The 19,535-nt window shown below is 38.6% G+C and carries 21 protein-coding genes; 14 read left to right on the top strand and 7 right to left on the bottom strand.

Annotated elements, in window-relative coordinates; genetic code table 11:
• Positions 1-94: 94 nt before the first annotated feature.
• On the bottom strand, positions 95-709 hold the full coding sequence (locus tag RYM16_RS07770; RefSeq protein ID WP_314983219.1) for a LysE family transporter: 615 nt from the start codon (positions 707-709) through the stop codon (positions 95-97).
• Between the two features lie 134 nt (positions 710-843).
• Positions 844-1,884 carry a YeiH family protein gene (locus RYM16_RS07775; RefSeq protein WP_314983220.1) on the bottom strand — a complete coding sequence of 347 codons (1,041 nt, stop codon included), beginning with the start codon at positions 1,882-1,884 and terminating at the stop codon, positions 844-846.
• A gap of 347 nt (positions 1,885-2,231) precedes the next feature.
• Here RYM16_RS07775 and RYM16_RS07780 point away from each other — a divergent pair, with 347 nt between their 5' ends.
• The 4 genes from RYM16_RS07780 (at position 2,232) to RYM16_RS07795 (ending at position 7,525) form a co-directional block, all read left to right on the top strand.
• Positions 2,232-2,777, top strand: coding sequence for a carbonic anhydrase (locus RYM16_RS07780; protein ID WP_009351966.1), 546 nt, complete (start codon positions 2,232-2,234; stop codon positions 2,775-2,777).
• An 859-nt stretch (positions 2,778-3,636) separates the two neighbouring features.
• Complete coding sequence (gene bioD / locus RYM16_RS07785; RefSeq protein ID WP_314983221.1) at positions 3,637-4,389, top strand: dethiobiotin synthase; 753 nt, start codon at positions 3,637-3,639, stop codon at positions 4,387-4,389.
• Between the two features lie 157 nt (positions 4,390-4,546).
• Positions 4,547-5,935: an adenosylmethionine--8-amino-7-oxononanoate transaminase gene (bioA, locus tag RYM16_RS07790; RefSeq protein ID WP_009352154.1), complete on the top strand. Its 1,389-nt coding sequence runs from the start codon at positions 4,547-4,549 to the stop codon at positions 5,933-5,935.
• A gap of 249 nt (positions 5,936-6,184) precedes the next feature.
• Positions 6,185-7,525 (top strand): anaerobic C4-dicarboxylate transporter, encoded by a 1,341-nt coding sequence (locus RYM16_RS07795; RefSeq protein WP_314983222.1) that lies wholly within the window; start codon positions 6,185-6,187, stop codon positions 7,523-7,525.
• Between the two features lie 92 nt (positions 7,526-7,617).
• Here RYM16_RS07795 and RYM16_RS07800 read toward each other — a convergent pair whose 3' ends face one another.
• The 3 genes from RYM16_RS07800 to RYM16_RS07810 all read right to left on the bottom strand — a co-directional run bounded on the left by RYM16_RS07800 (position 7,618) and on the right by RYM16_RS07810 (position 9,776).
• Entirely contained in the window at positions 7,618-8,028 is a 411-nt protein-coding gene (locus RYM16_RS07800) for a Fur family transcriptional regulator (protein ID WP_314983223.1), read from the bottom strand.
• A gap of 157 nt (positions 8,029-8,185) precedes the next feature.
• The gene (locus RYM16_RS07805) at positions 8,186-9,004 is read right to left on the bottom strand and encodes a metal ABC transporter permease (RefSeq protein ID WP_009351827.1); all 819 of its coding nucleotides are present in this window, start codon (positions 9,002-9,004) and stop codon (positions 8,186-8,188) included.
• Positions 8,997-9,776, bottom strand: coding sequence for a metal ABC transporter ATP-binding protein (locus RYM16_RS07810; protein WP_314983224.1), 780 nt, complete (start codon positions 9,774-9,776; stop codon positions 8,997-8,999). The genes RYM16_RS07805 and RYM16_RS07810 overlap by 8 nt, the downstream gene beginning before the upstream one ends.
• Before the next feature lie 148 nt (positions 9,777-9,924).
• Here RYM16_RS07810 and RYM16_RS07815 point away from each other — a divergent pair, with 148 nt between their 5' ends.
• The 7 genes from RYM16_RS07815 (at position 9,925) to RYM16_RS07845 (ending at position 15,650) form a co-directional block, all read left to right on the top strand.
• Positions 9,925-10,830, top strand: a complete 906-nt coding sequence (locus RYM16_RS07815; protein WP_009352091.1) for a metal ABC transporter solute-binding protein, Zn/Mn family — start codon at positions 9,925-9,927, stop codon at positions 10,828-10,830.
• 230 nt (positions 10,831-11,060) lie between these two features.
• A complete protein-coding gene (locus tag RYM16_RS07820; RefSeq protein WP_314983225.1) occupies positions 11,061-11,630 on the top strand; it encodes a hypothetical protein in 570 nt (189 codons plus the stop codon).
• 162 nt (positions 11,631-11,792) lie between these two features.
• Positions 11,793-12,509 (top strand): hypothetical protein, encoded by a 717-nt coding sequence (locus tag RYM16_RS07825; RefSeq protein ID WP_314983226.1) that lies wholly within the window; start codon positions 11,793-11,795, stop codon positions 12,507-12,509.
• A 51-nt stretch (positions 12,510-12,560) separates the two neighbouring features.
• Complete coding sequence (locus tag RYM16_RS07830) at positions 12,561-13,232, top strand: hypothetical protein (RefSeq protein ID WP_314983227.1); 672 nt, start codon at positions 12,561-12,563, stop codon at positions 13,230-13,232.
• 182 nt (positions 13,233-13,414) lie between these two features.
• Positions 13,415-14,098, top strand: coding sequence for a hypothetical protein (locus tag RYM16_RS07835; RefSeq protein WP_314983228.1), 684 nt, complete (start codon positions 13,415-13,417; stop codon positions 14,096-14,098).
• A gap of 163 nt (positions 14,099-14,261) precedes the next feature.
• Complete coding sequence (locus tag RYM16_RS07840; protein WP_314983229.1) at positions 14,262-14,891, top strand: hypothetical protein; 630 nt, start codon at positions 14,262-14,264, stop codon at positions 14,889-14,891.
• A gap of 150 nt (positions 14,892-15,041) precedes the next feature.
• Positions 15,042-15,650 carry a hypothetical protein gene (locus RYM16_RS07845; RefSeq protein WP_314983230.1) on the top strand — a complete coding sequence of 203 codons (609 nt, stop codon included), beginning with the start codon at positions 15,042-15,044 and terminating at the stop codon, positions 15,648-15,650.
• 38 nt (positions 15,651-15,688) lie between these two features.
• Here the strand turns inward: RYM16_RS07845 and fliB are convergent, their stop codons facing one another.
• Positions 15,689-16,597 carry a flagellin lysine-N-methylase gene (fliB, locus tag RYM16_RS07850; protein WP_314983231.1) on the bottom strand — a complete coding sequence of 303 codons (909 nt, stop codon included), beginning with the start codon at positions 16,595-16,597 and terminating at the stop codon, positions 15,689-15,691.
• Between the two features lie 159 nt (positions 16,598-16,756).
• Here fliB and RYM16_RS07855 point away from each other — a divergent pair, with 159 nt between their 5' ends.
• The 3 genes from RYM16_RS07855 (at position 16,757) to RYM16_RS07865 (ending at position 18,841) form a co-directional block, all read left to right on the top strand.
• Positions 16,757-17,320, top strand: a complete 564-nt coding sequence (locus RYM16_RS07855; RefSeq protein WP_287291959.1) for a PepSY domain-containing protein — start codon at positions 16,757-16,759, stop codon at positions 17,318-17,320.
• Between the two features lie 515 nt (positions 17,321-17,835).
• Complete coding sequence (locus RYM16_RS07860; RefSeq protein WP_314983232.1) at positions 17,836-18,357, top strand: ribonuclease E; 522 nt, start codon at positions 17,836-17,838, stop codon at positions 18,355-18,357.
• Between the two features lie 205 nt (positions 18,358-18,562).
• Positions 18,563-18,841: a PepSY domain-containing protein gene (locus RYM16_RS07865; RefSeq protein WP_314983233.1), complete on the top strand. Its 279-nt coding sequence runs from the start codon at positions 18,563-18,565 to the stop codon at positions 18,839-18,841.
• Between the two features lie 491 nt (positions 18,842-19,332).
• Here the strand turns inward: RYM16_RS07865 and RYM16_RS07870 are convergent.
• On the bottom strand, positions 19,333-19,535 hold a 203-nt coding region (locus RYM16_RS07870), incomplete at its 5' end, for an alanine racemase C-terminal domain-containing protein (RefSeq protein WP_314983234.1).

The raw sequence follows: 19,535 nt of genomic DNA on the forward strand, positions 1-19,535 counted from the left end.
TACAGATTTTCCAACTTATTGGGATTAGTCACACACACTTTTTGTCCTATAACCCCAAATAAGAAAGCCGTTAGCATTGCTAACGGCTTTTATATTAGAAAAAATCTAGTAACATCGTAACACCATCGATGAATAATTTAATACCATAAATAGTAAGGACAGTACCACAGAAACGGTTGATCCATACCATATGACTGATTTTGATTTTCTTAGCTAATAGATGCATAACTGTGGCTAGAGAACCAAACCAAATTGGTGTCATCGCAAGGAAACCACCGAAGAAATAATAAACTTCTTCTTTAGGAATATTTGCTTGGAACGCTCCAAGTAGCATAGTTGCATCAAGAACGGCTTGAGGATTCCCCCAAGACACGGCAATGGCAGACATGATGAGTTTACGAATGGGAATGTGTGTATTTAGATTGCGCACGTCGGGCTCTGTTCTAAATATATTGGAACCCATATATATGATGAGCAAGCTGCCAAATAGGATAACAATGAGCTTCATGATCGGCCACATTTCTAATACGGCACCTATTCCGTAAAAGGCGGCAGCACTAAGGCTCATATCAAAGAGCGCTAGAATAGCTAGCGTCAATATAATACGCCGTACAGGCTGAACTAACGCTGTATTAATAATAAATAGATTTTGCATGCCAACAGGGGCAAACGTAGCGAGCCCGACAAGAAGTCCTTGTAAGAAGTACATATTAACCCTCCTGACTATGGTATGATAAAGTACTAATAAGGTGAATAGTAGCACGAAACCCCTCCATCACTGGAGGGGTTATTACTATTCTAACTATATACAATTAGATCAGACTATACAAAGTATGTACATTTTTACCATAAACCGATCATATGTTGTGCTACAAGGCTTACGGCCGTGATAGCAATCCAGCAACAAGCACCTAATGCAAGGGCAGAGCCACCAGATTTCAATAATTTCACAATATTAGTATTAAGGCCGATCGCCACCATGGCCATTGTAATAAAGTATTTGGAAATTGTTTTGAAGATACTTAAGAATCCGATATCTACATTAGCATAGGATAATGCTGTTGTAATAAGGGAGCAAATTACAAAGTAGAGAACGAATTTAGGGAAGATTTTAGCAATGCTTACACTAGCACCATCTGTTTGAGCCGCATTTTGTTTTGCTTTGTATACTTGATAACTAGCAAGGCCTAAACAAATCGGAATAATAGCAAGGGTACGAGTTAATTTAACGATTGTTGCATATTCTAGTACTTGTGTACCAGTGCCTTTCATACTATCCCATACAGCAGCAGTTGCAGTTACAGAAGACGTATCGTTTACAGCGGTACCTGCGAATAAACCAAAGCCCATATTGGAGAGACCGATAGCATCGCCAAATTGAGGAAAGACGAAAGCGGCTACAACGTTGAAGAAGAATACAACAGAAATCGCTTGAGCAATATCTTGATCTTCCGCCTTAATAACTGGAGCTGCTGCAGCGATAGCTGAGCCGCCACAAATGGAAGAACCTACACCGATAAGAATGGCCGTATTGGAATCGATGTGGGTTAGGCGATAGATAACATAAGCCACGATTAAGGATGTAGCGATGGTAGAGATAATGACAGGTAAAGAAATCCAACCTACATGTAAAATCTGTGTAATGTTAAGCCCAAAGCCTAATAAGATAACAGCCCATTGTAAAATCTTTTTGGATGTAAATCCAATGCCAGCACCTGTTTTTTCTCGTTTCCAAGAGGTGAAGATAGAGCCAATAATTATACCTAAAATGATGGCAAAGATTGGACTACCTACTAGATGAAACTGCTGTCCTAGTAGCCAACAAGGAATAGCGAGAACGGCACAGAGCAAAATGCCTGGCAACGTTTTTTGATTGATACCCATTATAAAACCTCCTTACTGTACATACAGTTTACGTCATATGCGGTATCATGTGGCGTTTGTTTTCTATAGTATTAATAGTACCACAAGAGTGGTTTTTTAATCTACTATTTATGTAAGAAATATACAATATATTCATCTTTGTGAATATATTGATACTGCTGGAGATTAGTATGAATATTAATGATGAGTATAGAATTATTATGTAATTAATGGTCTTTTTATGATCTTGATAAGTTATAATAATTATTTATAAATGATAAATTTAACTTGTTTTGTGATGAATACAGTGTATATAATGAGTAGAATCTATTTCAAGTGGAAATAGAACACATATAGTGAGGTGCCTTATGATTGACATTGCAAAAATAATTGAAACTAATAAAGAATATGTGAAACAACACCCTGAACTACCTAAGGCTGGGTTAACAAGCCACCCTACTAAGAAGCTTGGCATCGTAACATGTATGGACACACGTTTAGTATGCATGTTAGAAGACGCATTAGGTTTTGATCGCGGTGAAATCATCGTTATTAAAACTGCAGGTAACAGCGTAACACAACCTATCGACAATATCGTACAAAGTCTACTCGTAGCCACCTATGGGATGGAAATTGAAGACGTACTAATCATCGGTCATGAAAACTGCGGCATGATAGATTTTTCTGCTACAACATTTATGGAATCTATGAAAGCCAAAGGTATCAGCGAAGATGCAATTCGCATGATCGAACCAGGCCTTATCGACTGGATGGACCGGTTCCATATCTCTGAAGATAATGTAATCTATACAGTTAACTTCTTACGCCACCATCCACTATTCCCAAAAGGGATGGGATTCTATGGAGGCATGATGGATCCTGATACAGGCGAATTCCGCTACCTCGAAATATAATCCGAGATTTGATGGGGCCCAAGTTGATTTGTATATTTAAGTGAAAAAGGACGCGAACTAACCTCTACGCTCCAAAGCGAGCTAAGTCGCTAATCGGTTAGTTCGCGTCCTTTTTCCTACTGTACCTATGAATTAGTCCCATCAAATCTGAATGTCCATTAACGAGGTAGCGTAATTTCGCTGTATCGAGAGGGAGGGGGGAGAAATTAATGGGCCCCTCTACATAACTACATTTAGGTAAAAAAGAGTGATGACTAACCCCTACGCTCCAAAGCGAGCTAAGTCGCTAATCGGTTAGTCATCACTCTTTTTATAACTGTACTTATGAACTAGTCCCATCGAGTCTATTCATAAATCAATAAAACGAAATTCACTGTATCAAATAAGTAAGGGGCAAAATTTCGCGTCCTTTTTCCTACTGTACCTATGAATTAGTCCCATCAAATCTGAATGCCATTAACGAGTTAGCGTAATTTCACTGTATCGAGAGGGGAGAAAAGGAGGATGGCTTAGCCATCCTCCTTTCCCATTTCCCCATACAGCCAACCTATTATTCTCGCATTTAAGGGTGTAGATAGGACTATATGGGACTGTTACATAAGTACAGCTATAAAAATCACAGAACCTAGTAAAGAGCGACTTAGCTCGCTTTGGAGCGATGAGCTAGGTTCTGTGATTTTTAACAAAGCTCTCACTAATGTGTCGGGGCCCCATATAGTCCTATTACGGTAAACCTTAAGCGTAATAATAGGTTGACTATATATTCCTTTTCGCTGTATATTGTAGTTAGATTGTAAACTTAATCACATAAGTTAGTTAACCTATGCGGCGGTGAGTATTCGCTTGAGAGGAGCCATGTATGAAGCAGTTAGGTATTTCTATAATTGGTACGGATACGGATGTAGGCAAGACGTTTGTAACAGGCTTGTTAGGGGCTATGGCTGTAGATGATGGTTTTGCCGTTGGTATGGTGAAACCCGTATCTTCTAGTGCGGTACCTTTCCCTGAGTGCGTAACGATGGATGAGGATAATTATAATGTAGGCCTTGAAAGTAAGGATGCTACGCATTTAATGCGTGCTGTAGGTATTCCTGAGTCCCGTCGTCATGAAGTAAATCCTTATGCGATTGCTGGAGATTTTTCTCCTCGTCTTGCAGCGGAACTAGCAGGCATAGAAATTGATTATGATAGTGTTGTACAGCATACTTTAGATGTGGTGAACCGCTATGATCTAACCTTTGTAGAGGGGGCAGGTGGTATCACGACTCCTCTGTATGGCGATAAAACTTTCACCGATTTTATGAAGGATATAAAATTACCAGCTATTGTCGTAGCAGATGGCCGACTTGGCTCTATTAACCGTGCCATTTTGACTTGTGAATATGCAAAGATGCATGGTATCGAGGTGAAAGCTATCATCGTAAATGATACGACGGCAGTAGATCCATTCTTGTTGAAAACAAATGTAGCGGATATGGAACGTTATACAGGTATTCCAGTAGTAGCCGTAGTGCCGCCGTATCAAGGGCCAGATATTCAAAAGGTTCAACTTGGTTGGGCTCGCTCATTTATTGATTCTAAAAAGTTATGGAATACAGTTTTAGGTCTATAAATCTTAGATAGAATGATTTTGTATAGATTAGCTCTACAGAACTATATAGATTAGATCTACAGTTCTGTATAGATTAGATCTACAATTTTGTATACATTAATTAGTTATGTAATAGAGAGTTATAGTTTGTAATACTTGTTAAGTATGAGGTGACAAAATGGCAGAGAAACAGCTTTCACAAGCAGCACAATGGGACCACGAGTTTGTATGGCATCCATTTACACAAATGCAAGATTGGCTAGCACAAGAGCCGGTAGTAATCGAACGCGGTGAGGGGGTATTCCTCATCGATGAGAACGGTAAAAAGTATTACGATGGCGTTTCCTCCTTGTGGGTTAATATTCACGGTCATAATCATCCTGTGTTAAACCAAGCGTTGAAAGATCAAATCGATAAGATTGCTCATAGTACTTTATTGGGGTTAGTGAGTCCTCCATCTGCACAATTGTGTAAAGAACTTGTAGAGCTTGCTCCAGAAGGCTTAGATAAAGTATTCCTATCTGATGATGGCAGTACGGCTATCGAGGTAGCTATTAAAATGGCGTATCAATACCGTCAACAAGTAGGACAAACGAAAAAGACTAAGTTTATCGCACTCAATGCTGGCTATCATGGGGATACATTGGGTACCGTATCTGTAGGTGGGATTCAGTTGTTCCATCAAGTATTCCATAATCTATTATTCAAACCATTAACTTTGCCAAGCCCTGGCGTATATGCAGATGTAGCTGATCGAGATAAAGCCTTTGAAGAATCTTTGGCAGAACTAGAGCGTATCCTTAATGAAGAAGGCGATGAAATTACAGCTCTCGTTATGGAACCACTCGTACAAGCAGCAGCAGGTATGCTCGTAATGCCTCACGGCTATTTGAAACGAGTTCGTGAGTTGACAGAAGCGCACGATGTATTCCTTATCGTCGACGAAGTAGCGACAGGCTTTGGTCGGACTGGTAAATTCTTTGCTTGTGAACATGAAGGCGTATCTCCAGACTTCATGACCTTGTCTAAAGGTATTACGGGCGGTTATATGCCGTTGGCGGCAACTTTGACTACAAAACGCGTGTTTGATGCATTCCTTGGTACCTTTGAAGAAAAGAAAACCTTCTATCATGGTCACTCCTATACAGGGAATGCCTTGGCGTGTGCCGTTGCATTGGCTTCCTTGAAAGTTTTCCGCGATGAAAAGGTTATCGATCAATTACCTGCGAAAGTGGATGCTTTCACAAAGGCCTTAGAACCTATTAAGTCCTTAAAGCATGTTAAAGAGGTTCGTCAACGGGGCCTCATCTTAGGTATTGAGCTTGAAAAAGATGTGGCTACGCACGAAGCATATCGTCCAAATGATGCGGTTGGTGCTAAGGTGGCCATCCTTGCTCGTGAACAAGGTCTCATCTGCCGTCCTATCGGTGATGTAGTTATCCTCATGCCTCCATTAGCATCCACTGTAGAACAATTAGAGGATATGGTTCGTATCGTTGGTGAAAGTATCCAACGTGCTACCGAAGAAGAAGGTTTACTGGAAGATTTACGTCCAATTATTTTGTAAATGATAAGGCGCACCTTACTATTGAAATGTAAGGTATAGAGTTTATTCTATCCATCTATTAAGCATATGTAATGAAAATAGCTACACTTATTGCTTTTTACGCCTGTGTAAAGGCTGTTAGGTGTAGCTTTTTTATATGAAAAAATCGATATTTTCATGAAATTTTTAAAATATATTCTATACATTCTCAAAATTCGATGATTAATTAGTATATCTATGATACTATATAGGTATAAAGGAGGTCATCGTATGGACATTTATGTAATTATGCAAGTTCTTATTTTATTTGGTGCCATCTTCCTCGGTGTTCGCCTCGGTGGTATGGGCATCGGTTACGCTGGCGGCCTTGGGGTTGTATTGTTAAGCCTTGGTATGGGTATGTTCCCAGGTCAGATTCCGTGGGATGTAATTCTCATCATCATGTCTGCTATCGCAGCCATCTGTGCCTTACAGTTAGCTGGTGGTCTTGATTATTTGGTGCGTATTGCGGAAAATATTTTGCGCAAAAACCCTAAACACATCAACTATTTAGCACCAACAGTAACTTATTTCTTAACTCTATTAGCAGGTACTGGTCATACAGCATTCTCTATGATTCCGGTAATCGTAGAGGTGGCGAAAAGTGAAAACATTAAGCCATCTGTACCATTATCCATCGCCGTTGTAGCGAGTCAAATCGCTATTACAGCAAGCCCAGTATCTGCAGCAGTTGTTGCCATGAGTGGTTTCCTTGAGCCATATGGGGTAAACTATCCTACATTGCTTGCCATCTGTATTTCTACAACATTCGTAGCGGTTATGATTACAGCGTTTATCATGTCTACCTTTGCGAATAATGACTTGTCTTCTGATCCAGTTTACCAAGAACGTTTAGCAGCAGGTCATGTGGCACCGCCTCGTGAAAAAAATGCCGATTTCCATTTGAAACCAGGCGCAAAAACTTCTGTATTGATTTTCTTAGTTGGTATTATTTGTATCGTATTCTATGCAACTGCCATTTCCAAAAACATCGGTCTTATTAAACCAGTTATCTTTGGTCGAAATGACGCTATCATCGGCTTCATGATGACTATCGCAGCAGCCATCACTTACTTCTGTAAGCTTGATACAGCACAACTTGTTAATACTAGCACATTCAAATCCGGCTTGTCCGCATGTGTCTGCGTACTAGGTGTAGCATGGTTGGGCGATACTTTCGTAAAAGGTCATATTCCTGAAATTAAAGCTCTTGCTTCTAGCATGGTAGCGGCATATCCGGCCTTGTTAGCCGTAGCATTCTTCTTTGCCAGTACATTGTTGTACAGCCAAGCGGCAACTACACAGGCGTTGGTACCTGCTGTAATTTTAGCTCTCGGTATTACTCCAGAGAACCCAGGATCTGTATATATTATTATCGCATCCTTCGCAGCTGTATCTGCACTCTTCGTATTGCCTACATATCCAACACTCTTGGGGGCTGTACAAATGGATGATACCGGCTCTACACGAATCGGTAAACTCGTATTTAACCATCCGTTCTTTATCCCTGGCGTACTATCCATTGCTATCGCAGTAGCACTTGGCTTCGTAGTAGCTCCATTGATGCTGTAATTGGTGAAAGCTAAATAAGGTTAATACAAAATATATTAAAATCAGAAAAGGACGTAACTTTAAAGGTTACGTCCTTTTGGTTTGCTTATGTATTATTTGTTTTTGCTATTACATTTCTTACAGAGACCTGCAATTTCTAGATGATGTTCTGTGACGGTAAAACCTACGTCGGAGAGCTCTTTGGGCATCTCTACAACCGGGCATGTATGGAGTGGAACCATAGTGCCACAGCTAGTACATACCGCATAGTGGCGGTGTGTATGCGGCGTAATTTCATAGTAGGCCATATCGCTACCCATGAGTGTTGTACGGGTAACGATTCCCTTTGTTTCTAGTAATTCTAGGGTGCGGTAGATAGTAGACATCCACGTAGTATCGCTATCGCCTAATTTTTCAGCAATCTCAATAGCTGTCATAGGTTTATCCGCTGTTGTTAATACCGACCAAATGGCTTCGCGCTGTTTGGTTTTTTTTATGCCTTCTGGCCAAGGTGTTGTATTCATAACTCTCTTTCGATTCTATTTTAATACTAAAACTGTTATACACCTGTATGGTTAAATGACTTATATGGCTAATGACTAGATGTCTTATACGGCTAATAATTAGATGCCTTACTATGAATATAATGTAGCTGTTTAAATATATTAACTATTATTTTGTTTATTTGCTAAATTGCATTCGTCTTATAATTGCCCGAATATTTTTAATAACTAACACCACTAGCAAGATTCCTACCGATGTTAGAGATACAAAGCCACCAGGAGCTACGTTAAGGTAGTAAGATCCGAATAGACCAATAATCATGGCGAGTAAACTAAATCCAATGGAGCATAGTAAAGTCGTTCTAAATCCTTTTTCTAGTTGTAGTGCCGATGCTACAGGTAAGGCAATCATAGCACTTAATACGAGGACGCCAACGATTTTAATGGAAATAGACACAGCAGCAGCCATCAAGATAGCAAAGATATAGTTAATAAAATCTACCTTAACACCGGCTACGCGAGCTGCTTCTTCATCGTAAGCGATGTAGAGTAAGGAGTTATATAAGAAGTATAGCGTTAATACTGACAAAATAGTAAGGACCGCAATGCTAATCATATCAGCCGCATTTACTGTTAAAATGCTACCGAAGAAAAATACATTGGCATTAGCTTTCAGTTTACCCGAACTAATGAGCGTAATGGCAGTACCAATACTGAGGGATAAGATGATGGTAAGAATTAAATCGAGATGGTGGGAGAAGTATTTTCGCAAAAACTCGATGAGGGCACCACAGATGGCGGTAAAGATGAAAGCCCCTAAGATAGGGTTTGTACTTGTTAATAAGCCTAGAGTGATACCTGCCAGGGATGCGTGGCTCATGGTATCGCCAATCATACTAGACCGGCGTAATACCATGAAAATACCGATACATGGGCATAATAGTGATATGCAGATGGCTACGAAGAAGGCATTTTGCATAAAGTCATAACTAAACATGGCGCACCTCCTCGGTTGTAGTATCATCGGCCTGAGCCTGAGCCTGAGCCTGAGCCTGAGCCTGAGCCGTCACATCTGTGAAGCAAGAACAATTTTCGTGATCTACAGGGTTACGACCTGTACTATGCATGATTTCGCAAGCGTATTGCTCAGGTGAGCAAAGGTGGCCGTGGCCATTTGAGATATGGTAGATGTTGGTAGAATTAGCGATTGCCATTTCCAAGTTATGTTCAACAGAGATTATCGTAATATGATGCTTTTGGTTTAAATCCCGAAGAAGTGCATAGACGCCTTCTTGGCTTTTTCTGTCGATGCCTGTGGATGGTTCATCGAGGATGATGAGGTCAGGGCTGCCGATAAGGGCTCGGGCGATAGATACACGCTGTGCCTGACCACCAGAGAGCTTACTGATGAGTCGGTCTTTAAATTCCGTCATATTTGTGAGCTCTAATACACGACTCACTTCGTTTTTATCTTTGATTTTTAAAAGCTTGCGGTAGGAGTCGAGGATTTCTTTTACCGTAATGGGAAAGCCCGCATGGGAGAAATCATTTTTCTGTGATACATAGCGAATATTGTTGCTATCTAGTTTGATTGAGCCTTTCACAGGCGTAAGAAAACCTAAAATAAGGCGTAGCAGGGTACTTTTACCAGACCCATTGTCCCCGACGATGGATATATAGTCACCGCTGTGAATATGTAGATTAAGGTCGTTTAACACGTAAGGTGGCTGACCTTGATAGGAAAAATAAAGATGTTCTATGGATAACATATAAAAAACCACATTTCTAATTGACAAAATTCTGAGTAAGTTTATACTATAACTATATTACAAATGCAACTGAGTCGCAACTGCAACAAAAGAATAAGCAGTATTCTATGGAGGCATAGCGTTCAGGATTAACAAAAGGAGGACTACGATGGTCAAGAAACTAGTTTTGTTAGTTGTAGGCATTATGATGGCTGCTCTATTTGCAGGCTGTGGTAATGATGCACCGAAGGAACAAGCAAGTAAAAAGATCCAAGTGGTAACAAGTTTTAATGCGATGGCTGAATTTACAAAGGCTATTGGCGGTGACAAGGTAGAGGTATCTACTATTATTCCAGATGGCGTTGAGCCTCATGATTTCGAGTTGAAACCAGAAAATATGAAACAATTGGCAACAGCTCAAGTATTCGTGTATAACGGTTTTGGTATGGAGCCTTGGGCACAACAAGCTATCGAAGCAGCTAAAAATGATAAGCTCGTAACTGTTGTAGCTACTAACGGCGTAGAAGCTATTAAAAATACTGATCCTGAAGAAATTAAGGAACATGGTGCAGAAGATCCTCACGCATGGTTATCTTTGAAAGACGCTAAAATTGAAGTGAAAAACATCAAGGATGCTCTTGTAAAAGCTGATCCAGCAAACAAGGATTACTACGAAAAGAACTACACTGAATACGTTGGTAAACTAGATGCAATGATTAAAAAATATGAAGAGCAATTTGCTAAAGCTCCTCATAAAAACTTCGTTACAGGCCATGCGGCATTTGCTTACTTAAGCCGTGACTTTGGTTTGGAACAAAACAGTGTAGAAGATGTATTTGCTGAAGGCGAACCAAACGCAGCGCAATTAGCTAAACTCATCGAATATGTTAAAGAAAATAACATCACTACTATCTTTGCAGAAGAAATGGCTAGTCCAGAAGTATCTAAAACTTTGGCAAAAGAAGTGGGTGCTAAGGTAGAAACTATTTACACTATTGAAAGCAAAGAAGACGACAAAACATACCTACAACGTATGGACGAAAACCTTGCAAAAATTGCAGAATCTTTGAAATAAGATGAATTAAAGGCAGCCCTAAAAGGGCTGCTTTTTTATTTTGTATGCTATGTTAGTTTCAACTAAAGTTTAACGAATATAGTATAATATATATTACGAGATAGAATAAAAAGGAGGTCCAATATGGTTATCACTAATAAATTAGGTGTTGCTGAATAGGACCTTGATCATAGTTATTATTTTGAAGGATATCAATTGTTTAAGAGTGAGGAGTTATAAGGTAGAGTATTATGAATGGTTTGTTTGGTCCTTATATAGAAAAATGGATGCATTTTGTGACCATTAAAAATATGTTATTACTAGCTATTGGATCGGTTATTATAACGGATTTAGGTTTACATTTGCTAAGAGCAATCTTTCCTAAAAGCTCTTTTTATGAAAGTACTTTATGGCAAGTTATTGGCCCTCTTGACTTTACAATAGATGATATTATCGGCTTTCTAGTTGGTAGTATTATTATGGTTTTGTTAATGTCCGGGGTGTTGTATGTCATTTTTAAAGTTTTTAAAGGGACAGGAACATTTAAACAGTTAGTAGCAGATATGCTACTTACGCTTTTCATAAATAGCTGGATACACTTGGCCTTGGCGTTGATTATTATTCCTATCACTGTTCTTTTAAATGTATCAGCTCAATCTAACTCCTATGGACTAAACTACTTGGAATGGATTAATGTTATTATTATGGCACTGTTGATGGCCAAGCAATTTAATCTTAGCCCATGGTTAACAGGTATTGTTTATTACTTTATTAGTTTTGTTATCACTATAATACAACTAGCATTCTCCGGCATAATTTAGGTGAGTATATAATATAAGATGTTGATAGATATCGTTTAGGTATCTATCAACTTTTTTATTTACTCATTTACTAAAATAAGCGATTTAAAATAAATTTACATTTATTTTAAAAGTTATTCATGATAAAATAGGGGAAATATGTTTGTGTATGTAGGAGGGCTTATGGAAACAAAATGGTATTCAGATTTTAAGGAGTTGTGTATATCTCCCTTTAAGACGGGAATCCCCCAAATCGTAGCGTATGGATCCTGTATGAAGGGCTTTTACGGGGCTGCAGCAGTTAGTGTTGTAGGCTCACTGCTGACCACGTTTATACCGGCTCTTATTATATCGATGATGCAGTTGCATCATACATTCTATGGCCGTATTTTTGTAATGAGTGCCAATGGTGGCGTTGCTATGCAATTAGCCTTTAATCTATTTCTTACCTTTTTAGGTCTATCTCTTAATGCCTATTTAGTTTCTTGGGTAGCTAATAAATTTGATGCTCAGACGACTCCGCAGGAAGTGCTAAAGGTGAATTGGTATTCCTATGCATATGGACAATTACTGGCGCTTATTGGTGGGCTTTTGATAATGCCTGCTAGCATCTATTTCTTTATTAATATTGATAATTTCGGGCCCTTACAAGACCCACTCGATTTACCTTTGTCGATCATTCTATATGTACTTATCTCTTTCTTTATCCTGATGGGGATATCTCTGTGGACTTGGTGGGTAAGTCTAAATTTATTAAGCCAACAAATTAATAAACCTAAACTCTCAACATTTGGCATTAGCCTATTAGCAGGGCTAATTCCATTTGTTATCATAAGTGCTATTATGGCGTTCATAGTTTTTACAGTAATGAACATGAGATACTCTAGTGGGTTATTTTAAATAGCCATACTTAGATTGTATGTGATGTAGAGTTATAGTTTTGGAGGTTGTATGGAAACAACTTGGTATTCAGATATGGGGGCTCTTATAGTGGCTCCGTTTAAACGTGGTATTTCGCAGATAGTAGAGCATGGTTCTTGTAAAAAGGGCTTCTATGCTACAGCAGCTTTTGCATTGGTGTCTTTCTTATTTTCAAATATCCTACCGACTCTTGTAAGTATGATATTTGCAGATAAACTTGAGGTTGCTCTCACCGGTGCGGCAGCGTTATCTGGTATTGGCATATTAGGCCTTGCATTTGGCTTGCTATTTGCGTTTATTGGTATTGCTATTTATTCGGCTATTTTCTCTTGGGTTGCTAACAAGTTTGATGCTCATACTACCTATGAATCTGTGTTAAAAATCATGTGGTATGAACAAGCTTATAACCAGATTATGGGGCTATTCTATTTCTTGGGGCTCCTATTATTATCAGTGCCATTTATAGTGATACTAGGATTTAATCCTGATTCTACTGTTTTAGGTATTGCATGGATAACTATGTTTATATTTGCATCAATTGCATTTGCAATCTTTACATTTTGGGTATGCTTAACAATGTTAAGTCGCCAAATTAATAAATCCCTTTTAGCTACGTTTGGCATTTCTTGTTTAACTAGTTTAATTCCAGTAATTGTTATCGTGAGCTTGTTCGCCATCATCGCACTAGCTAGTTCCAGATAATTATATAGTTATGAAAATAATGAAAGCAAGGTATGAATGTACCTTGCTTTTGTGCTATAATAATGAACAGAAAATGAATTAATAATAAACTCATTATTTAAATTCCTAATCTTTGTGTTGTGTGCCGCATCATCCAAATTTGGGTGGTGCTTATTCTTGTTGTGTAAAAGGTGGTGAGCGATATGATGGTTGGTTTAATAGAGTTTATGTATCGCTTATTAAACCCCATTGAAGAAAAAAGTCCACGCATGTATCACTTTGATGTTGCTTATGGGCAATTAATAGGAATGCTGTTATTGTCACTCATATGCTATCAATTTACCATCGTTGGTGAAGGTGTATATATAGATGCTATACGTGCGTTTATACGCAATTCTTCTTTATTAGTGAAGTGGCAATTATTTTCCCTTCCAGTTGGTCAACATGAAATACAAGTTTTCTTTGATCAGCTAGGAAAGCCACGAGAGTTTTGGAATGCAGGGCGCTTTACGTGGGTCATTGTAAAAGGCATTCTTATGGCTGGAATCATTGTTGGTTATGCAATGATACAAAAGCGTAAGTTTTACGTACGTGCTATAGCGACAGGTGTGTTGCATATGATGGCCTTTGCTCAACTGGTGGTTGCTTTGTATACATTTACAGCAGGTATCATGTTGATTCTTACAACGGTACCATTATTACTACAGGCCGTTATCGGATTCTGTATGATTGTCTTATGTGTTTTAAGTACAGGGTTACTGTTACAAACGATGGGACGTATTACAGGGGCTTGCATTAATGGAACTACCTATGAAGGCCTGAGCGTTATGCTCGTGGCTGTTCTTGTGTCACTCTTATGTGAAGGTCTTTATATGTTGACTCGATAAAATACATATACTATAGTTAGGACGAGGTATGCCTCGTCCTTTTTGTATGGCTCGATGATTTTTATTTGGCTATTGTTTTTCTATTAGCCGTATATAACGTCGATCCACTTAGTGTTAATTATTACGGATTCCCTAAAATATAGGTTAAATATAAGGAGTATCTATGAACTGGTATAAGGATATATTGCACTTGTTTACAAAGTTGAGTGATCAATCCTTTCAAAATATTCTTTCATACGGCACCATAGCACGAGCACTGACAAATTTAGTGGTCTCTACCATTGTATTGTATGTAATGACCTATGCCTTGCCATTGATGGTGAAAGCAATAGCGCCTATGCTTGGCATAAAGCGTATGACCGGCTTTGCACATTTTGATATGATCAGTGCTCTTGCAAATGCATCATTTTTAATTTTTCAGATTCTCATAGGAGCCTTTGTTATATGGCGTTTACTTATTTTATTAGGTGGTAGTGGTACTTATAAAGGGGTTATGTGCAATTATATATATGGTTTAGCCTATACGAATGCGCTTCGTACAGTTGTAATAGTGTTTGTTCATATTCTAGGTCTTATTTTATTTGCCCTAGCACAGCAAAAATATGTAGCGGACATAGCGTATTTAGTTACTATGTTTAGCCAATATTATGCTGTATTTATCGGTGCTCAACTTATGCGACGCTATGTGGGTCTTGGTATTGTTAAGACCTATATTGTAATGTTCATTGTAGCCTTACTGTCCGTATCCGTTTTACCTCAATGGATTCGGGTTTTCCATACTTTGGTCAAGTAAACAGCTTTAATATAGCTCTATATAACCGTAAGATGAAAGTCTTACGGTTTTTTTATGTTTTAATTTATATTAAAATTAATTATATATAATTTAAATCTTGGAATTTATGTTATAATTAACTTTAGAGTGTAGTTGAGAGCGGAGTTAGTTATGGATACGACATTTTTACGAGAGCTATCCCTATTGGTGCGTTCACCAAAGAAGGGGATAGATGAAATTTTCTGGTTTGGTACTTTAGAGAAGGGTATCAAAGCGGGGCTCGCCGGTTGGTGCGCTACCCATATATTAGGCTTTGCCTTAGGTATTGTATTATTACCTTTGGTCGCCGCTTTTGGAGGCTTTTTATTAGGCTTTATACCTGCCGTATATGGTATATTTTCCATCTTACGTGAGGTCATTGGTCTTGGCATGTATTGGTTTGTAGGTAGTTTTATTTTGTGGAAACTACTGAGTGTACTACTTGATCGAGAGTTTGACTTCAAACAAGTATTAATGGGAACAGCTTATATCGAAGGATATACAGGGGCATTGGGCTTAGCATTAATCTTAGTATCTATTATTTGTATTTACCTTGCTCCTATTTTGATGGTCCTTTTAGTTCCAGTGGGGTTAGCTTACGTGGGGGCCGTTATTTACGTTGCCGTTATGCTTTTATCTCGTCTTATGAACGTAGAGCCTCTTACAGTAGGGGCCGTTTATGTGGTCTTATTTATTATCAACCTTTTATATAACTGGATTATGCGTATACTCTTTGCGTAAATAACAAAACCTTCTAGCAATTGCTAGGAGGTTTTTTATTATGCTTCAAGTTGAGCTTCGTAATGTTGTAGTAATAGATCTACATTGTCTTCGTCGTATTCAATTTGTTGAGACCATCGAGCAATTTGTTTTAAAGGGTTTCCTTCGATGGCACTCGTCATGAGCATGTACTCAGTGCCATCCTTTGCATAGCCGATGATAGCTTCTAAGGAATAGTCTGCTAACATATCGATTTGGCGATACAAGATATATTGGTAGACCTTATTAAAAATGCTCATATCTTGTTGATGTACATAACTTTTAACAGAGGTAACGACCTGGTCTATATCCTTAGACAATGCATTGACTTGTGTAGTCCAGGCCTCATCAATAGGTTCCGTAGTCTTGTAGAGATCTAATAGCTGTTTATAATACTCTCCGCTAGGGCTTGGTGTATATTGAAATAGAGCAGGTTCTAAATCAAAGGCTAATAGTTGAAACACATTTTCTAGCTTTAGACGCTCATCGGGACCAAATTCATTGTCGTCATCTTCAATGGTAAACACTAACTCTCGATTAGTACCGTCTTTTGCGAGTAGTTCTACGGATGCTTCACAGGATAAACCAACACCACATAGCTCTAGGTCTTCGATGTATTTGTAAAATCGAGGGTGCATATGACAGGTGTCGCAAAGGCCTTCTTCGCCTAATTCGAGCACTACTTTGCAAAGCCCTTTTTCATTGAGTAAAGGGCACATAGGTTGTTCTTTAGAGAATACGAAATGGCTGCCTTCCTCATCAATGGTAATCGCTTGGCGCAAGCTTTTACCAAGAGGTCCCGTCATAGTGTGATAACGCTCAGCCGTCGGTTCATCGATATCGATGGTCCAAAGCTGGCAGCATGTATTTTCACAGCGATCAGCTTTGCACTGAAATTCGTGATATATTGTCGGATAAATTGAAATCATAGTCAGCTCACTTGTAGTCACAAAAATTATTCTACGTGCATTGTATCATAGGGCGTAGGTCCATGCACTAATATTATAAATAAAGATTCATAAAGCTTATTGATTTAGTGTATAATTGTATATATACTATATGGTCCTGTTTGAGAGATGGAGGAGCCTATGAAATCATTACTTATAAAAGGTAGCCTTGTATTGGCGTTAGCAGCAGTGTTTGGCATGCCTAACGCGAGTGCCGCCCCTTTAGTAGCCGTAGAGCCAACTGTTGCGGTTGTTGATGGCAATCATGCAGCGATTGTCGGTGCTAATGGTTTATTAAATGCATTCATTCAAAACCATCCTAATGCGGTTATTACTGAAATTTCCTTTGATGCTGACGGTGGTCAAATTAAGTATGATGTTGAAGGCGTTGATGAAAGCGGCAAGTATGAGTTAACTTATATCTATGCAACGAATCAAATCTTTGAAAAACGTGAAGGTGATTATCATAAATCCTTGAAGAAAAAATCTTTTGATCCTCGTGAGATTTTACCTCCAGCAGCAGTAGTTAATTTTGCTTACGCTCAAACACAAGACAAAGCTACGAGCCTTAATGAATGGTCTGTACATCATGAAAAAGGTAAGACTATTTACAAAGTTACCTTTGGTACCGAAGGGGACAAAGAGGTTGATGTACGCATTGATGCTATAAATGGTACATTACTATCTGTTAAGTTTGATGACTAATGTATGATTGACTAGTAATTATAGCTTAATAATTCCTAGTTAATTAATTTTGAATATAATAATTAAATGCCTCAATACTAGTTCTTTCATAGAAAATTGCTAGTATTGGGGCGTTTTTTGTGAAAGTTTACTCATGAATGCAAATCTAAAGATAATGAGACTTATAATTATATGCCGTTCGTCCTTTATACATGGGATAAACGGCTTTTGTTATGGTATTCATAGAATATTTAAATGAAAATCGAAAGCTATAGATTTTCATTTTAAATATATGTAAATTCATTTTAGACTCACTCCAAAACGAGGTTTTTAGCACGGTTCTACATTTTGAGTTCATAGATTATCGATAGTATGTGTACCAGTCCAAGGACGAAACTCAAATATATCGGATTTTCCAGACTATATATCTACAGTCCACGCTAGATATATGTTTTGGAACTATATCGATAACACCGAGTTGGTTAAAAATATATATGTGAAATACTACATATATATGAATTATCAAGGAGGATATTATGAAAAAATCTATTCTTAAAAGCAGTATTGCTTTAGCTGTAGCTGGCGTATTCGGTGCTACTGTAGCAGTAACAGCGGCTGAACAAGCAACTCCAGTTCCTGTAGCACAAGACGTAGCCGTAACAGCAGCTCCTGTAGTACAGCCTGTTGCAGATCAAGCCGTTCCTGTAATTGAAGTAGCTCCAGTGGCTACTCCAGTACAACCTGCTCAAGATACTACTCCGGTTCCAACTGCTACTCAAGATATTAAAACTCCAGTAGCTCAAGAAACTGTAGTTCCTAGCGAAGCAAATCCTGCAGCAGCAGTTCCTACTATTGAAACAGCAGCTGTAGCAAAAGCTCCTAGCGAAACTAAAGTAGTACGCGTTGGCGATAAAAAAACAGAGCCTTCTGCAAAAGCTAAAAAAGAAGTAAAAAACAATAAAAAAGCACATGCAGACAAAGCTCCTAAAGCAAAAGCTGTAAAAGAAGAGAAAAAAGCTGATAAAAAAGAAACTACAAAAGAGGAAAAAAAACTCTAAAAGTAGAAAATCACAACCTAGCACAACAAGTCAGCCCACAGGCGTAGTCGATCAAAATAGTATTTTCGTAATTGGTGCTAATTATCTAATTGACCAATTTGAAACTAAATTTGGTGACTCTAAGATTACGAATGTATCCTTCAAAGCAGCAGATAAAACTGCTATCTATGAAGTAGCTGGTTTCAATGCCAACGGCGCTCATTCTATGACCCTTGATGTAGCGACTGGCATTGTAACTGAAGGTACTCCTAAAGCGTATGATGCATCTATGGAAGCTAGTGCTATTGATGCTGGTACTGTGTTACCTCCACATGTGGCGATCAATGCAGCCTTCGCACAGACTGGCAACGTAGCAACAGGTATTAACTCTTGGTCTGTAGCTAATCAAAATGGTACGCCTGTATACAACGTAGAGTTCCATGATGCACAAAATAAACCTGTATCCATCGTATTAGACGCAAAAACAGGTATGGCAGTAAAATAAGTAAAACCTTATTCCTATACCACTGTAAAGCAAAACCTTTTAACACGAACACTAAACACCCAAAACTATACACACAAAACATAAATACACTTACACACACATACACAATACACACACAATAAACAATTACACACACGCAGCCCTCTGGATTGGATAGACAAACATTGACTCTCTCCTATGCCGTCTGTCGTTCAGAGGGCCCCTTATGAATTGTGGTTCCCTCCCAATCATAAGATTATATACTTGGTATATAATACTCTCTCTCACAATAAGAACGTAACTGCTTTACAGTACGCTAGGTATAGGGGAGCAGAAAAGTCCGTAATACATGTAGACCGCTGCATGTGTTACGGGCTTTTTTCGATATAACTTAATATAACTACATATGATGTAAGTTTCACAAGTGTTGAAAATGTAAAAAGCGCAGACATTATAATATCTGCGCTTTTGCTTATATGGAGTCTTTAAATTTAGTATGTATACTCAGTATTTTATATATATTGGCGAGGTACGCGCTCAGAGAAGCCACAGAAAATCTCATAAGGAATCGTAGACGCAAGGGCGGCAATCTCAAGTGCCGAGATGCTTTCATGGCCTTGAGAACCTAAGAGAACAACCTTGTCCCCAGGTTTTACCGTAATCGTATCTGGAACGGCTACCATGAATTGGTCCATACAGATGCGGCCTACTACAG

It is taken from the genome of uncultured Veillonella sp., assembly GCF_963524655.1.
GTDB lineage: Bacteria > Bacillota > Negativicutes > Veillonellales > Veillonellaceae > Veillonella.

What these genes read in the sequence shown, in the direction of transcription:
- RYM16_RS07770 (WP_314983219.1), bottom strand. Translation starts at nt 709, where the DNA reads ATGTACTTCTTACAAGGACTTCTTGTCGGGCTCGCTACGTTTGCCCCT.
- RYM16_RS07775 (WP_314983220.1), bottom strand. Translation starts at nt 1,884, where the DNA reads ATGGGTATCAATCAAAAAACGTTGCCAGGCATTTTGCTCTGTGCCGTT.
- RYM16_RS07780 (WP_009351966.1), top strand. Translation starts at nt 2,232, where the DNA reads ATGATTGACATTGCAAAAATAATTGAAACTAATAAAGAATATGTGAAA.
- bioD (WP_314983221.1), top strand. Translation starts at nt 3,637, where the DNA reads ATGAAGCAGTTAGGTATTTCTATAATTGGTACGGATACGGATGTAGGC.
- bioA (WP_009352154.1), top strand. Translation starts at nt 4,547, where the DNA reads ATGGCAGAGAAACAGCTTTCACAAGCAGCACAATGGGACCACGAGTTT.
- RYM16_RS07795 (WP_314983222.1), top strand. Translation starts at nt 6,185, where the DNA reads ATGGACATTTATGTAATTATGCAAGTTCTTATTTTATTTGGTGCCATC.
- RYM16_RS07800 (WP_314983223.1), bottom strand. Translation starts at nt 8,028, where the DNA reads ATGAATACAACACCTTGGCCAGAAGGCATAAAAAAAACCAAACAGCGC.
- RYM16_RS07805 (WP_009351827.1), bottom strand. Translation starts at nt 9,004, where the DNA reads ATGTTTAGTTATGACTTTATGCAAAATGCCTTCTTCGTAGCCATCTGC.
- RYM16_RS07810 (WP_314983224.1), bottom strand. Translation starts at nt 9,776, where the DNA reads ATGTTATCCATAGAACATCTTTATTTTTCCTATCAAGGTCAGCCACCT.
- RYM16_RS07815 (WP_009352091.1), top strand. Translation starts at nt 9,925, where the DNA reads ATGGTCAAGAAACTAGTTTTGTTAGTTGTAGGCATTATGATGGCTGCT.
- RYM16_RS07820 (WP_314983225.1), top strand. Translation starts at nt 11,061, where the DNA reads ATGAATGGTTTGTTTGGTCCTTATATAGAAAAATGGATGCATTTTGTG.
- RYM16_RS07825 (WP_314983226.1), top strand. Translation starts at nt 11,793, where the DNA reads ATGGAAACAAAATGGTATTCAGATTTTAAGGAGTTGTGTATATCTCCC.
- RYM16_RS07830 (WP_314983227.1), top strand. Translation starts at nt 12,561, where the DNA reads ATGGAAACAACTTGGTATTCAGATATGGGGGCTCTTATAGTGGCTCCG.
- RYM16_RS07835 (WP_314983228.1), top strand. Translation starts at nt 13,415, where the DNA reads ATGATGGTTGGTTTAATAGAGTTTATGTATCGCTTATTAAACCCCATT.
- RYM16_RS07840 (WP_314983229.1), top strand. Translation starts at nt 14,262, where the DNA reads ATGAACTGGTATAAGGATATATTGCACTTGTTTACAAAGTTGAGTGAT.
- RYM16_RS07845 (WP_314983230.1), top strand. Translation starts at nt 15,042, where the DNA reads ATGGATACGACATTTTTACGAGAGCTATCCCTATTGGTGCGTTCACCA.
- fliB (WP_314983231.1), bottom strand. Translation starts at nt 16,597, where the DNA reads ATGATTTCAATTTATCCGACAATATATCACGAATTTCAGTGCAAAGCT.
- RYM16_RS07855 (WP_287291959.1), top strand. Translation starts at nt 16,757, where the DNA reads ATGAAATCATTACTTATAAAAGGTAGCCTTGTATTGGCGTTAGCAGCA.
- RYM16_RS07860 (WP_314983232.1), top strand. Translation starts at nt 17,836, where the DNA reads ATGAAAAAATCTATTCTTAAAAGCAGTATTGCTTTAGCTGTAGCTGGC.
- RYM16_RS07865 (WP_314983233.1), top strand. Translation starts at nt 18,563, where the DNA reads ATGACCCTTGATGTAGCGACTGGCATTGTAACTGAAGGTACTCCTAAA.